General features: G+C 62.4%; 10 protein-coding genes and 1 pseudogene. 9 read left to right on the top strand and 2 right to left on the bottom strand.

Annotated features, from left to right (window positions below; translation table 11 throughout):
* Positions 1-80 precede the first annotated feature (80 nt).
* The 7 genes and pseudogenes from HJB91_RS28060 (at position 81) to HJB91_RS28030 (ending at position 11,438) form a co-directional block, all read left to right on the top strand.
* Positions 81-2,208: pseudogene (locus tag HJB91_RS28060) on the top strand (ParB/RepB/Spo0J family partition protein).
* A gap of 104 nt (positions 2,209-2,312) precedes the next feature.
* Entirely contained in the window at positions 2,313-2,969 is a 657-nt protein-coding gene (locus HJB91_RS28055; RefSeq protein WP_221156551.1) for a hypothetical protein, read from the top strand.
* Positions 2,970-3,040: 71 nt separating this feature from the next.
* The gene (locus HJB91_RS28050; RefSeq protein WP_221156549.1) at positions 3,041-4,231 is read left to right on the top strand and encodes a DUF932 domain-containing protein; all 1,191 of its coding nucleotides are present in this window, start codon (positions 3,041-3,043) and stop codon (positions 4,229-4,231) included.
* A 105-nt stretch (positions 4,232-4,336) separates the two neighbouring features.
* Positions 4,337-4,591, top strand: coding sequence for a DUF6117 family protein (locus HJB91_RS28045; RefSeq protein WP_221156547.1), 255 nt, complete (start codon positions 4,337-4,339; stop codon positions 4,589-4,591).
* Between the two features lie 127 nt (positions 4,592-4,718).
* Positions 4,719-9,119, top strand: coding sequence for a strawberry notch-like NTP hydrolase domain-containing protein (locus HJB91_RS28040; protein ID WP_221156545.1), 4,401 nt, complete (start codon positions 4,719-4,721; stop codon positions 9,117-9,119).
* Between the two features lie 12 nt (positions 9,120-9,131).
* On the top strand, positions 9,132-10,169 hold the full coding sequence (locus HJB91_RS28035) for a toprim domain-containing protein (protein WP_221156543.1): 1,038 nt from the start codon (positions 9,132-9,134) through the stop codon (positions 10,167-10,169).
* Between the two features lie 327 nt (positions 10,170-10,496).
* Positions 10,497-11,438 carry a DUF2493 domain-containing protein gene (locus tag HJB91_RS28030; protein WP_221156541.1) on the top strand — a complete coding sequence of 314 codons (942 nt, stop codon included), beginning with the start codon at positions 10,497-10,499 and terminating at the stop codon, positions 11,436-11,438.
* 105 nt (positions 11,439-11,543) lie between these two features.
* On the opposite strand, the gene HJB91_RS28025 is transcribed toward HJB91_RS28030, so the two are convergent.
* Positions 11,544-12,272: a hypothetical protein gene (locus HJB91_RS28025; RefSeq protein WP_221156539.1), complete on the bottom strand. Its 729-nt coding sequence runs from the start codon at positions 12,270-12,272 to the stop codon at positions 11,544-11,546.
* A 514-nt stretch (positions 12,273-12,786) separates the two neighbouring features.
* Here HJB91_RS28025 and HJB91_RS28020 point away from each other — a divergent pair.
* Positions 12,787-13,110: a DUF736 family protein gene (locus tag HJB91_RS28020; RefSeq protein ID WP_017958522.1), complete on the top strand. Its 324-nt coding sequence runs from the start codon at positions 12,787-12,789 to the stop codon at positions 13,108-13,110.
* 54 nt (positions 13,111-13,164) lie between these two features.
* A complete protein-coding gene (locus HJB91_RS28015; RefSeq protein WP_221156537.1) occupies positions 13,165-13,497 on the top strand; it encodes a hypothetical protein in 333 nt (110 codons plus the stop codon).
* 62 nt (positions 13,498-13,559) lie between these two features.
* Here the strand turns inward: HJB91_RS28015 and HJB91_RS28010 are convergent, their stop codons facing one another.
* On the bottom strand, positions 13,560-13,838 hold the full coding sequence (locus HJB91_RS28010) for an HU family DNA-binding protein (RefSeq protein WP_221156535.1): 279 nt from the start codon (positions 13,836-13,838) through the stop codon (positions 13,560-13,562).
* Between the last annotated feature and the right edge of the window lie 385 nt (positions 13,839-14,223).

Raw genomic sequence — 14,223 nt, 5'->3', positions numbered from 1 at the left:
GGAAGAGGAGGGACGGGAAAGCTGTGGCGGATTGAAAGGGGTGGAGAGAGGCTCCGCCCGGTCCGTCATGGAGATACGATATGGCACAAGCCATCCAGAAAATCACCCTCAGTGCAGCCCGGGATATTCCCTTCAACAAGCTGGTGCTCAGCCAGCAGAACGTCCGCAAGATCAAGGCAGGCGTCTCGATCGAAGACCTAGCGGAAGACATCGCCCATCGCGGGCTGCTCACCAGCCTCAACGTCCGTCCCGAACTCGATGGCGACGGCAACGAGACTGGCATCTACCGCATCCCGGCCGGCGGGCGCCGTTATCGCGCCCTCGAGCGCCTGGTCGCGCAGAAGCAACTGGCCAAGACTGCTGGTGTCCCCTGCATCGTCAGCAAAGGTGAAACCCTCGAAGTCGAGGACTCGCTCGCCGAAAACGTCCAGCGCGTCAGTCTGCACCCGCTCGATCAGTTCCGTGCTTTCCAGACCTTGCGGGAGCAGGGGCTTGGCGAAGAGGAGATCGCCGCGCGCTTTCGTTTCGGTCGCGACCGTCAGGCAGCGGCTTCGTCTGGCGTCCGTCACGCCGCGGCTTCTCGACCTCTATGCCGAGGACGAGATGACGCTGGAGCAGATCATGGCCTTCTCGATCACCAACGACCACGTTCGCCAGGAGCAAGTCTGGGATACGGTCTCCCGTTCGCATAGTCGCGAGCCCTATTACATCCGCCGGCTGCTGACCGAAACCGCAATCCGCGCCAGCGACCGCCGCGCCGTCTATGTCGGCATCGAAGCCTACGAGGCCGCAGGCGGTCTGACGATGCGCGATCTCTTCGACCAGGATCAGGGCGGCTGGCTGCAGGATCCGGCGCTGCTTGAGCAGCTCGTGATGGAAAAGCTCAAGGCCGACGCCGAGGCGATCCAGGTGAGCGAAGGCTGGAAATGGGTCGAAGCCGCGTTCGATTTCCCTTACGGCCACACATCCGGCCTGCGCCGCTTCTACGGCGAGCAGGCCGAAATGACTGAAGATGAACTGGCACGCTATGACGCCACCCGCGCCGAATACGACAAGCTCGACGCAGAGTACGCGGAGGCAGACGAGTACTCGGAAGCGACCGAACAGAAGCTGGAGGAACTCGGCAGCGAACTCGATCGGCTCAACGACCGTCCGTACGTTTTCGATCCGCAGGAGGTCACCCGCGGCGGTGTCTTCATGTCGCTCGGCGCCAGCGGTGAGCTCAAGATCGAGCGAGGCTTCGTGCGGCCGGAGGATGAACCGAAGGCCGAGATCGATCCCTCCGCCGATGACGATAACGATTGTTCCGATCACCGCAGTGATCTTCCGGCAACCCGGGCGGCCGGCGGCGAGGGCACCCAACCGGACGACGAGGACGAAACGATCAAGCCGCTTCCCGACCGCCTGGTTCTCGATCTCACGGCAGCTCGGACGATCGCTTTGCGCAACGCGCTGGCGAACAACCCGGCCATCGCCTTTGTCGCCGTCCTGCATGCCTTTCTTCTAAAGACCTTCTACGTCTACGGTTCGGATTCATGCCTGGAGGTAACGCTGCAGAGCGCCCGCTTCAGCCAGACGCCCGGTCTCGGCGAAACGGTCTGGGCGAAGGAGATCGATCAAAGGCAGGAAGGCTGGGGCCAGGATTTGCCCAAGGATCCGAACGATCTCTGGGATTTCCTGATCAAGCTCGATGAGGTCAGCCGGCAGGCCCTGTTTGCACATTGCGCCTCGCTTTCGGTCAACGCGGTGATCGAACCCTGGAACAAGCGGACTCGGGCGATCGCCCACGCCGAGCAATTGGCCCGCTCCATCGGTTTCGACATGGTGGAAGCCGGTTGGACGTCGAATGCCGACAACTATCTCGGCCGTGTCACAAAAGCGCACATCCTGCAGGCGGTTCGTGAGGCAAAGGGGGACCAAGCAGCGGAGCTGATCGGCCATCTCAAGAAAACCGACATGGGCCGCGAGGCCGAGCGGCTGATCACAGGCTGCGGCTGGTTGCCTGAACCCCTTCGCATGACGATCGGGGAAGGCACGATCGAAAGCGACGCTGTCGCAGATGGTGCCGTCCAGCCCGATGAGGTTGAGCCTGTATTCGAAGCTTCAGACCTGCCGGCCTTCCTGCTCGACGAGCCGGAAACGTCGAGCGATGGCGACGGCGATATGGAAAGTGGGATCGATGGCGAGCATCTCGCTGCCGCCGAATAGGTTCACGAGCGTCACATCAGCCTGACCCGTTCGCATTTGCGGTCGGGTCTTCTTTCCCAACAGCCCGGCCATCGCGCCGGGCTTTTCCGTTTCAGGAGGCACCTATGCCTGACTTCACCATCGAAACCACCTATCACCTGCCGGTCTTCCGGCGTCGCACCTATGAAGCTGGCACGCTGGACGAGGCGTGCTGTGCTGCCATCGAAGATGACAGTTGGGATATCGCCGAGAAGGACTTCGATTCCTCGGGCGCGATTCATATCACCGGCATCTGGGACGGTGCACATGCGGCCTATGCGGGTCCGCCGATCCAGATCCCCCAGCAATTCGATGAACCTGTCCAGCGCCGGGCGCGTCATTTCGAGATCCTGCTCGGACTGCTGAAGATCCTGTTCGATGACATCAGTGCTGCCCGGCCACCGTCGCTCGATTGGCTCGACCGATCTGTCTGGGCGATTGCCCGAGGAGAAGCCATTCTCGCCGGAGACCCGGATCCTGAAGGGCCGGTCGGCCCACCAAAGCCTTCCCACGTCCTGGTCAGACTTCAGGAGGATCGTGTGCGCGCCGCAATCACCGCGGTGCTCGACATAGACCCGAACTTTAAGGGTTTAACACCCGAGGCCGTGACCGACGACGAGGTCCACGTCGCGTGCCTGTCTATTGCCACCACGATGGACTTTTCCGACGTGGTCGGAAACGCCGAATTCCAGGCGGCGCTCTTGGCAATCCGGTCGGCGCACCGCCGGCTGGCTTCCGATTGACCCTCTTCCCAACATCCTTCCCAACCTCGCCCGGCTATCGCGCCGGATTTCCGCTTTTAAGGAGACAGCTTATGACCACTCTCACCTGCAACAACCCGTCCGACCGTTCCGGCTTCAAGGTCGATATTTCCCGCGGCGAACGCATCGGCCGCGTCTCGTCCGAATGGTTCTCACGTCCCGACGATGAACGGTTCCTGTCGCTGACCGAACTCTACGATACCGTTCGATCCCGAGCCGAGCGCGCCCATGCCCGAACGATCGAGAGCGCTGCGATCCGTGTCGAAGCAACGCGCGACAATGCCGGGCGGCTTGAGCTTCTCGTTCCAGGTCAGTGCCAAGCGATCGCACCGACCCACTGGAGCTACGGCCAGCTTTGCAGCCTCGTTGGCGCTCCCGCCACCTATATGCGGCAACTGCCGGCGCCGCTTGCGGCGATCAACCTGCAGCATGGCCTGCTCAACCATCGTGCCGAGCTCGTCAAGACGCTTGAGATGGATGACGGCCGGCTGGAACTGCGGGCGGTGACCGGACCGGAATACGGTCGGATCTGGGATCATGAACTGGTCTCGTCGGTCATGAAGATCGCCGGCAACGGGACCGGCGACACGATGTGGAAAGTCCCAGGTGTTCTCGACTGGGCGACGATGACCCACAATCCCTTCGTCGACATCACCAAGGACACGACCACCCTTTATGCCAGTGATCGCGACGTCTTCCTGTTCCTGGTCGACGACACCCATCCGATCGAAGCCGGACGCCTGCCGAGCGGTGAGCCCGACCTCTATTTCCGCGGCTTCTACGCCTGGAACTCTGAGGTTGGATCGAAGACGCTCGGCATCGCCTCCTTCTATCTGCGGGCGGTCTGCGCCAACCGCAATCTCTGGGGCACGGAGAATTTTGAGGAAATCACCATCCGCCACTCGAAGTTCGCCGCGCAGCGCTTCGCGCACGAGGCGGCGCCCGCGCTGACGAGTTTCGCCAATTCCTCACCGGCACCATTCATCGCCGGCATCAAGGCGGCACGCGAGCGGGTCGTCGCCCGCAAGGACGACGACCGCGAAACCTTCCTGCGCCGACGCGGATTCTCAAAAGGTGAGACCGGCAAGGTGATCGAGATGGTGCTGTCGGAGGAGGGACGGCCACCGGAGTCAGTCTTCGATTTCGTGCAGGGCATCACCGCGCTGGCGCGCACCAAGACCAATCAGGACACGCGTCTCGAACTCGAAGGCAAAGCGAAAAAGCTGCTGGAGAGTGCTGCCTGACATGTTCATGCGCGCCTGGCTCACACCCGGCCGCGTCTGCAAACCCCATCGTCGTCATCCCAGAGCCCGGTCAAGCGCCGGGCCTCATTTTGTCTGGAGCACCCAATGGCTATCCCCGATCATGCCCGCACAAACTTCGACACGCTGCTGCGCGCCGCGTCCGATGGCAATCTTGCTCTCATGGAATGCCTCGATGCCGCTACATGCGAGCCGCGTTACGTGCTCTGCGCCGTCGGCCGCACCAATGGCGAATACGTCTTTACGCCATTCGGCCATCTCGCCGACGGCAATCCTTACGACACCTATCTGCCACCTAGTCCTGACGATTCGACGAGCTTCATCGTAAGCGCGACGACCTAATCCTGACGATCGCCAACAGTTCAAGCTGGCGATCCCAATCCCTCCCTGGATGCCCGATTTCGTTCCTCCGACCTGCGGCACGACGTTGGGCTCCGCTGTTCTTTCCTCACTCTTGGAGCATCCTTCGATGAATATCATCTCGCATCCTCAGAACATTTCCACCACTCCACGATCTCACGTCGGAGGCAGCGCTGAAGGCCTCATGGACGCTGCTGCCCAAGTCATGTTTCTTTTGGAACGGGGCAAAACTGTCGCCACCACAGACTTGCGGCAAATCATGAACGAGATTTTCGGCGGCAGCGACGCCGAGGGCGTCTGGCTCTGGAAGGAGGCCTATGAGGCGACTGAAATCGCCCAGGTGCTGTTCCTCCGCAAATTCCGCGCGATCGTATCCGGAACCCAGTCGCCCCAAGCGACGCTAGCAATGCTGACGAAAGTGGCAAACCTCATGGCGACCCATACACGCCGATCCGAGGAGAGCCAGGCACGACAGCAATTCTCGACCCCGATCCCGCTTGCCTACGTCGTATCTCGTGCTGCCGGCATCATAGCCGCTGACGTGGTGCTCGAGCCGTCTGCTGGGACCGGCATGATGGCGATCTTTGCGGAGCTTGCAGGCGCTCGCTTGGCGCTCAACGAATATGCGGTGGTGCGGCACTCGCTGCTACAGCGGCTTTTCCCTGGCGTTTCGGTGTCGCAGCACGATGCCGCGCATATCGACGATTACCTCGATCGTTCCATTCGACCGACCGTGGTGCTGATGAACCCGCCTTTCTCAGCCGGCGTTCACGTCGAAGGTCGCGTGGCTGATGCCGCCTGGCGGCATCTGACCTCCGCATTCGCGCGGCTTGCTCCCGGTGGGCGATTGGTCGCGATCACCGGCGCGAGCCTTTCTCCCGACAATCCCGCATGGCGGGACGCTTTCGTGCGGCTGCAGGAGAAGGGTACGGTCCTGTTCACCGCGGGGGTCGATGGCGGCATCTACGCCCGTCATGGAACTACGATGGAAACCCGTCTGATCGTGATCGACAAGATCCCGGCGGTCGATCATTCGAAGCTTGTGGCGTCGAAGGGTACAGCGCACGATTTGGAAACCCTGCTCACCTGGATCACCGGCCTTCCACCTCGCCCGCCCGCGACGGCGCCGAACTCCGTCGGTGCGATTTCCAACGGCATCCTGCTCGCGGACACGATGTTTCCAGCAGCGGTTGCCACGCCGTTGCATCGCCCCGCGGTCGGCGGGAAGGCGAAGCCTTCACCCATGGCCCGTCCTGCTCCCGTCGATGATGAGATCATTGAACTCTCCTACGAACTGCACGATGCTGCTGCGCCGGACCATATTGGCGCCGCCGATGGTCTCTACGAGCCCTATCGGCTGCAGTCGATCCACATCCCCGACGCAAGGCCCCATCCCGACACGCTGGTCGAATCCCTTGCCATGGCATCCGTCGCACCGCCGAAACCGACCTATCGTCCGCACCTGCCGAAGCGCACCGTCATCAGCGGCGATCTCTCGGATGCCCAGCTCGAGAGCGTCATCTATGCCGGCGAAGCCCATTCCGGCTATCTCGCCGGCTACTGGAATGTCGATGCCTCCTTCGACAACCTGAAGGCTGTAGCGCCTGACATCGACCACGCCGTCCGCTTCCGTCGCGGCTGGTTCCTCGGTGATGGCACGGGCGCGGGCAAGGGCCGCCAGGCCGCCGGCATCATCCTCGACAATTGGCTCAAAGGCCGCCGTCGCCATGTCTGGATTTCGAAGTCCGACAAGCTGATCGAGGACGCCCAGCGTGACTGGGGCGCGCTGGGCCAGGAAAAGCTGCTGGTGACCCCGCTGTCGCGGTTCCGCCAGGGCAGCCCGATCAAGCTGGAAGAGGGCATCCTCTTTACGACCTTCGCGACGCTGCGCATCGACGAGCGGGAAGGCAAACGCTCGCGCGTCCAGCAGATCGTCGACTGGCTCGGCGACGATTTCGACGGCGTTATCGTCTTCGACGAAGGCCATGCGATGGCAAACGCAGCCGGCGGCAAATCCGAGCGCGGCGACAAGGCGGCGTCGCAGCAGGGCAGGGCAGGCCTTCGTCTGCAGCGCGCACTGCCGGATGCCCGCGTCGTTTACGTTTCGGCGACCGGCGCCACGGACGTCGAATCGCTGGCCTATGTCGAACGGCTCGGTCTCTGGGGCAGCGCCGACTTTCCCTTCCCGACGCGCTCCGAATTCATCGCGGCGATCGAGGACGGCGGTGTCGCCGCCATGGAGGTTCTCGCAAGAGACCTGAAGGCGATGGGCCTCTACGCGTCGCGGTCGCTCTCCTTTGAGGGCGTCGAATACGAGATCCTCGAGCACGAGCTCACCGAGGAACAGATCCGCATCTACGATTCCTATGCCGAGGCATTCCAGGTCATCCACAACCATCTGGACGCAGCGATGGAAGTGTCCGGTATAACCGGCAAAACCGGAACGTTGAACAAGAGTGCCAAAGCCGCCGCACGCTCGGCCTTCGAAAGCTCGAAGCAGCGCTTCTTCAATCATCTTCTGACCTCGATGAAGACGCCAGCCCTTCTCAAGGCGACCGCTGCAGATCTGCAAGAGGGTCACGCTGCGATCGTCCAACTCGTCTCGACGGGCGCGGCTTTGACCGAGCGCCGGCTGGCACAGATCCCGACCGAGGAATGGGGCGATCTGCAAGTCGACGTGACGCCGCGGGAATATGTCATCGACTACCTGATGCATTCCTTCCCGGTGCAGCTCTTCGAGGAATATTCCGACGCCGAGGGCAATCTCAGCTCGCGGCCGGTTCATGACGCGGACGGCAACCCTGTCATCTGCCGGGAGGCCGAACGGCGTCGCGACGAACTGGTCGAAACCTTGGGTAGCCTGCCGGCGATCCCGACGGCCCTCGACCAGATCGTCCAGCATTTCGGCACCAGCCAGGTCGCCGAGATCACCGGCCGCTCGCGCCGCATCGTCCGCCGCGAGGACAGCAGCACCATCGCCCGCTATGCGGTGCAGAGCCGGCCGGGCAGCGCCAATCTCGACGAGGCCCGCGCCTTCATGGACGACGACAAAGACATTCTCGTCTTCAGCGACGCCGGCGGGACCGGCGGGACCGGCAGATCCTACCACTCGGATCTCGCCGCCAAAAATCAGCGCCTGCGTCTTCACAATCTTCTGGAGGCAGGTTGGCGCGCCGACGTGGCGATCCAGGGCCTCGGGCGCAGCCATCGCACCAATCAGAAGCAGCCGCCCCGGTTCCGGATGATCGCCACCAACGTCAAGGCCGAACGGCGCTTCCTCTCGACCATCGCCCGGCGTCTCGACACGCTCGGCGCCATCACCCGTGGCCAGCGTCAGACCGGCGGACAGGGCATGTTCCGATCCGAGGACAATCTCGAATCCCAATATGCCCGCGACGCGCTGCGGCAGTTCTACGGACTGCTGCATGCCGGCAGGATCGAAGGCTGCTCGCTGGACAAGTTTGAGAACATTACTGGTTTGTCGCTCACCTCGGAGGAGGGCGGACTGAAGGATGAACTGCCGCCGATCCAGACCTTCCTCAATCGCATGCTGGCGCTGACGATCACCATGCAGAACCTGCTGTTCGACGCCTTCGAGCAGTTGTTGGCCGCTCGTATCGAAGGGGCGATTGCCGCCGGCATCTATGACAAGGGGCTGGAGACGATCACCGCCGACAGCATGACGGTCACCGACCGGCGGCTGATCTATACGCATCCGGTCACCGGCGCGCAGTCGCATCTCCTGACCATCGAGCGCAGGGATCGCAACGCACCGATGCGGCTCAAGGATGTTCAGAGCCTTGTGAGGCAGGATCCGCGCGCGAAGCTGATGATCAACGGGAAGTCGGGCCGGCCGGCGGTGATGGTGCCGACCCGCTCCATCATGTTGGACGACGGTTCGGTCCAGCCGCGCGTGTCGCTGATCCGGCCGATGGACGAGCTCCGGTTCGAAACCCGGCAGCTTGAAGAGACGAGTTGGGAGGAGGCTGACGAACAGGCTTTCGTCCTCGCCTGGAATACCGAAGTCGCCGCCGTGCCGAAATTCTCGACATCGGTAGTGCATATCGTCAGCGGGTTGTTGCTGCCGATCTGGAAATTGCTGACGCAGGACTTTTGCCGGGTACGGCGTTTGCAGACCGATGATGGCGAACGGATAGTTGGCCGTGTCATCGCTCCGGACAGGCTGGCCGGCCTTTGCCGCAACTTCGGGATCGATCAGACGGAAGTATTGAGCGGCGACCAAGCCTGGACGGCGCTGGTCGACGGATCCTCGATCATCGGCCTTGCCGGTGACATGACGCTCCGCCGCGTGCGTGTGATGAATGAGTACCGCGTCGAACTGACCGGCTTTACCGATGGCATGCGCGATTGGCTGCGGTCGATCGGCCTGTTCTCCGAGATGATCAACTGGAAGCTGCGTTTCTTCGTCCCTGTGACAGACGAGGGTGCGGAGATCCTGTCGAAGTTGATGCAGCATCATCGTCTCGTCGACATCGCACGCCGGTCATGACGGAGGTCTGTCATGCTATCCGCCTCCGATCTGGCGGGCCGTCTCGCGCAAGACGCGGAGGCGGTCTGCCGTCACTATCTTTCCGCCGGCCGCCGCGCCGGCAACTACTGGCTCGTCGGCGACGTCGCCAACAGCAAGGGCCGATCGCTCTACGTGCATCTGGCCGGCCCGCGCGCCGGCAGGTGGACCGATGCGGCAACAGGCCAGTTCGGTGATCTGCTCGATCTCGTCCGCGAGACCTGCGGCCTTGTCGATTTCCGGGACGTTGCCGAGGAGGCGCACCATTTCCTGAGCCTGCCTCGGCCTGAGTCGGTGTCGTTTCGCAGGACGGACGCCCGAAATTCTGTGCCGGTCAACCGGCCCACGTCCGAGCGGGCCCGGCGTCTGTTCCGCATGACGCAACCATTGGCGGGCACGCTTGCGGACTCCTATCTGCGCGAGCGCGGTATTCTGCGCGGATCCAGACATGCGGCGCTGCGCTTTCATCCGTCCTGCTACTATCGTGATCTCGTCACCGGCCGGACAACCAGCTATCCGGCCCTTATTGCCGCTGTCACCGACGCTGCCGGCGCGATCACCGGAGTGCATCGCAGCTGGCTCGATCCCGACGGCGTCGGCAAGGCGAAGGTCGACGATCCGCGCCGGGCGCTCGGTGGCCTGCTCGGCAATGCCGTCCGCTTCCGGTTTCCAGCCAATGCGTCGGTGCCGGTCCTGGCGGCGGGCGAAGGCCTCGAAACCATGCTGTCGCTCTCGCACGTGATGCCCGGCATGCCGATGGTCGCGGCCTTGACGGCTAATCACCTCGCGGCCTTCAACTTCCCGCCCGGATGCCGGCGCCTCTACATCGCCGCCGACGCGGATGCCGCCGGCCGTCATGGGATCGAGGGACTGAGCCGCAGGGCCCAGGAACTCGGGATCCTGCCGCTGGTGCTGTCGCCCGAGCTCGGCGATTTCAACGAGGATCTTCGCTGGCTGGGGCCCGACCAGATGACCGCAAGCCTCAAGGCTCAACTCACTCCGGAAGATGCGGTGACTTTCCTGCCCGCATGAGGTTGGCCGGAAGAGGCGGGCGGGCGTGACCGGCGCCGAGTTGGGGAAGGACGGTCCAGCGCGTGTCCCCTGCGGGGCGCGCGCCCGCGGGCCTGCCGAGAGGCGACCCTTACCACGCGGGCCTCGAGCCTTCAGCGGGTCAGTCGGGTTTCTTCCCCTGCCGGTCCGCAGGCGCGGCCCGTCATTCCTCGCGGATCAAGAAACCCTCTTGTCCCCGCCCGGCGCTTCGCTGGGCCGCTGCGCCTCGCTCGCGGTTCCGGCCTCGGCCCGCGTGACCGGGTTCGCCGTCAGGTCGCGAGAGGCGCGGCCAACCGAACGGAGACCACCATGGACCTGATCCTTCACCCCGACGACGGCTTCGAGCCCCACCACGCTTCCTCTCCGACCGACCGCTTCATCTACGAGATGCAGGTCTTCGGCTATCGCCCCTTCCAGGACGAGCCCGATCCGCGGCCATTGCCGGAGGAACCGCAGGTCCAATCATCGATCACCACGATCTTCGAGGCCCTCGCGGAAATGCTCGGCGACACCAGGCTGGAGCCCGATCTAGAAGACCTGTTCTGGTCTATCCCCAATCTCTTCCATCGCGTCGGCGAGCGCATCCAGCGCGAGCTCGATCGCAACGAGGAAGCGCAACGCACCGGCCAGCGCGAGCAGGACGGCTCGGAGGTGAAGAGTGTCGAACTCGAACGTCTCGTCGCCGAAGGCATCACGCTCTTGGAGCGCAGGAACAGTTTCGAGTTCATGCGCGACTTCAGCGCGGATCTGTTCGAGGCGCAGACCGGTTCGTCCTGGCGACCGCGCACCGGCTCGAAGGTCAACCACGCCAACATGACGGCGGCGATGATCGATAGCCGGGACTTCCTCTCCGCTCGCCGCCGTGCCGAGACCGAGGTGCTGATCCCCGCCGGCACGAAGATCGCGTTCTCCGGCGGCATGGATTATAACGATCATGAGCGGATCTTGGCCAAGCTCGATCAGGCCCATGCCAAGTATCCCGACATGGTCCTGCTGCACGGCGGCTCGCCGAAAGGCGCCGAACGGATTGCCGCCTGCTGGGCGGACTCGCGCAAGGTGACGCAGATCACCTTCAAGCCGAATTGGACGAAACACGCCAAGGCCGCACCGTTTCGGCGCAACGACGAGATGCTCTCTGTCATGCCCGCCGGGGTCATCATTTTTCCAGGGTCAGGCATTACCGCCAATCTCGCTGACAAGGCACGCCGTCTGGGCATCCCGGTCTGGCAAGCCTCAGGAGACGCCACTTGAGCGCCGTTTTCTTGAAAACGAGGAAAACATGGAAGTCGAAACCAGGCGACTTCAACAACCAGATCGCAACACCGCTCACACAATCATGTCGCTAGACGGAAATCATCACGACTCTTCTGAAGATTCTGATGGATGGATGCCCTTGGCTGTACAGGGTTCAACGCGCACTTGCTCGACATTGTCTGGAAAGACGATGATTTCGTGTTCGCCGCGGCTCAGCAGATACGCCTTCACGTGTTGCTTGGATACGAACCCGGCTGCGATATAGGCTGGCCGACGGTTGAGGCGAGCAAAACGCTGCGCGAACCACTCAGCGACGCCCTTGTGCGTCGTCCATGAGAAGCCAAGTGCCTTGCTATCGTCCCTCTCCAGACCGTGCCAGACTGGCACCATATTGGGAAGGTTATGAAAGGCCGCCAGCTCCGTCGTGTTGAGTGTCACATCCAATTTGGCCTCCTGCCAAATGTCCTTCCAGAATTCATCATGCTCCTCCACGTTCTCGCTATCTATCCAGACCGACTTGATCAAGTGCCATGTGGCCAGGTGGTCAAGCGTCAATTCGCCGTCGAAGAGAACACGTTCCAAAGCCTCAGCCCGATATGGGCGCTCGTGAAGGGTAATGTATCCGCGCCAATTCTTCTCACGCCAAAACCGCTCCACTTCTTGCTTGCGGTGACGGTATGCATGGTTGTCGGCCTTATGGTAGCCGGCCAGTAGCATCACGTTGATGATCAGTGGGTGATGAAGCATCTTCCCAATCGGACCCTTGCGAACATGATCTCGCAAGTCGGCGTGCAGCTCTTCCCTGCAGGAAAAATCATCGATAAAGTTCATTTCGTCCGCCAAATCGGTTCGTGTGCGAATGGCGTTGCCTTAACGACATCTGATGCCCTCTCGTGTGGCGGCCAGTGGCGAGCCGAACTCTTACCTGCGATGAGTCCTTCCTAGAACGAAAATTGCGGCCGTGCCAGAGCGGTGGGCAATTCGAACAGCGCGCCGATCGAAGCGGCCTCCGCAAGTGAGGATGGAATAGGGGCGGGCTGGATTGGGCTTGCCTTGTCTAACTGGCCGATAAGAGAAGGCGTGTTTATCCGGACGCCGACGATGCACGACGGTCGAGCAGTAAGCGCGGCGGGGTAGCCATCGCGCAGCTGGGGCCAGGCGTCTCCTCCTGGCGTCGCAATCAGAGGCCATTCCCGTTCTTTATGTCGCCTTTCTAAGGGACCGGCCGCGATCAGCGTCAACCCGCAAGGGGTTCCCCTTCGCTACGCTGCGGTGACGCCTGCGGCGCGGCCCCTTCTTCGGGCGCCATCGGGAATGGTCCCGATGCAACGAAGGAGACAATTCCATGGCTACCACGATCGCAACCCTCACCGAAAAGACCGACGGCACGCTCGAAGGCGTCTTTGCCACCATCCGGGTCAACGCCCCGATCGCCCTCGTCCCGAACGCCAGCAAGGCGAGCGAAGAAGCTCCGGACTACCGCATCATCCACCGCAAGACCGGCTTTGAGATCGGCGCAGGCTGGAACCGCATCTCCCGCCAGACCGGCGAGGAATACATCTCCACGAAGATCGAAGCGCCCGAGATCGGCGTGATCTTCGGCAACGTCGCCCCGGCGCCCGGCGGCGAGCCCGGCAAGAAGGTCATCCTCTGGAACAGCCCGGCCTGAACCGGACCGCCGGCCCGAAATCGGGGCCGGCGTCCCCTTCCAAAGGAGGCCGCCATGAGCCGCTACACAATTACCGTCACCAGGACCGCATCCCTCCACTCCGACCCTGATGCCATTATCGGATACGACCGTCCGCTTCAGACGTTCTTCCTCCAGGCATTTCCGGATACCGAAGGCGAGGATATTGAACTCTGGCTTGGCACTAACTTAAGGGAATTCGAAACAGTGTCGCAACTGCGTACCGCAGCAATCGCACGCGGTTTCGACTTCATACCATTGGCATCCGGCATTCTTCACAAGCTGCTGGACGACCATGCCCGGGAAGCGCATCACGCGGTCAGCGACACGATCATCCAGGATTTACTCAACGGCACATCCGCCCGCTGACGCAAACCCAAACGAAAATAGCCCGGCACGGCGTCGGGCTATTTTTTGCTTGGCTAGCAAGATTACTTGTTCAGCGCATCCTTCAATGCCTTGGCTGGCGTAAAGGATAGCTTCCTGGCCGCGGCAACCTTGATCGTTGCGCCAGTCGACGGGTTGCGAGCCTCGCGCTCCGGTGTCGCCTTCACCTTGAACTTGCCGAAGCCGGGCAGCGACGTCTCGTTGCCGGCAACGGCTGCGTCGGCGATCGATGCGATCACCGCTTCGACGATCGCCTTTCCCTGGGCCTTGGTGAGGCTGTGTTCGCCGGCGATCTTGTCGGCGATTTCATTAGTGGTGGTCATTTTCTTCTCCGCATCGTTTCAGACGCAGAATCCCTGCCATTGCCGACCGGAACTGTCATCGACACGCTGCGGCTAATGCGCGGAAAGCCCCGGATCTCCACAGTTATTCACGTGTTCACGTCTCAGTAACCCGAAGACGGGCATCGAGCCCGTCCTCGGGTTTGGGTGCGATACGGAGAGGAAATGTCTGCTCAATCCGTCCGAGGGTCTCATGGGCGCATGACGGCCTCAAGGACGAGCGGTGCCCCCAATTTTGCCTCCGCTCCGGTTCCCTACACTCCGACAAAATCGGCACCCCCACTCGCCCCCGCTGGCGGTCGCGTTCGCGATCCCTGACCCCGCCACGCCCCCATGACCGCGCGCGTCGTCTTTCACAAATGTCAAG

The organism is Rhizobium sp. NLR10b (genome assembly GCF_019685435.1).
Lineage (GTDB): Bacteria > Pseudomonadota > Alphaproteobacteria > Rhizobiales > Rhizobiaceae > Rhizobium.
Note: the sequence above shows the minus strand (reverse complement) of the source record. Positions and strands in the feature narration are given on the sequence as shown.

Coding starts and splice junctions, on each gene's coding strand:
- HJB91_RS28055 (WP_221156551.1), top strand. CDS start 2,313: ATGCCTGACTTCACCATCGAAACCACCTATCACCTGCCGGTCTTCCGG.
- HJB91_RS28050 (WP_221156549.1), top strand. CDS start 3,041: ATGACCACTCTCACCTGCAACAACCCGTCCGACCGTTCCGGCTTCAAG.
- HJB91_RS28045 (WP_221156547.1), top strand. CDS start 4,337: ATGGCTATCCCCGATCATGCCCGCACAAACTTCGACACGCTGCTGCGC.
- HJB91_RS28040 (WP_221156545.1), top strand. CDS start 4,719: ATGAATATCATCTCGCATCCTCAGAACATTTCCACCACTCCACGATCT.
- HJB91_RS28035 (WP_221156543.1), top strand. CDS start 9,132: ATGCTATCCGCCTCCGATCTGGCGGGCCGTCTCGCGCAAGACGCGGAG.
- HJB91_RS28030 (WP_221156541.1), top strand. CDS start 10,497: ATGGACCTGATCCTTCACCCCGACGACGGCTTCGAGCCCCACCACGCT.
- HJB91_RS28025 (WP_221156539.1), bottom strand. CDS start 12,272: ATGAACTTTATCGATGATTTTTCCTGCAGGGAAGAGCTGCACGCCGAC.
- HJB91_RS28020 (WP_017958522.1), top strand. CDS start 12,787: ATGGCTACCACGATCGCAACCCTCACCGAAAAGACCGACGGCACGCTC.
- HJB91_RS28015 (WP_221156537.1), top strand. CDS start 13,165: ATGAGCCGCTACACAATTACCGTCACCAGGACCGCATCCCTCCACTCC.
- HJB91_RS28010 (WP_221156535.1), bottom strand. CDS start 13,838: ATGACCACCACTAATGAAATCGCCGACAAGATCGCCGGCGAACACAGC.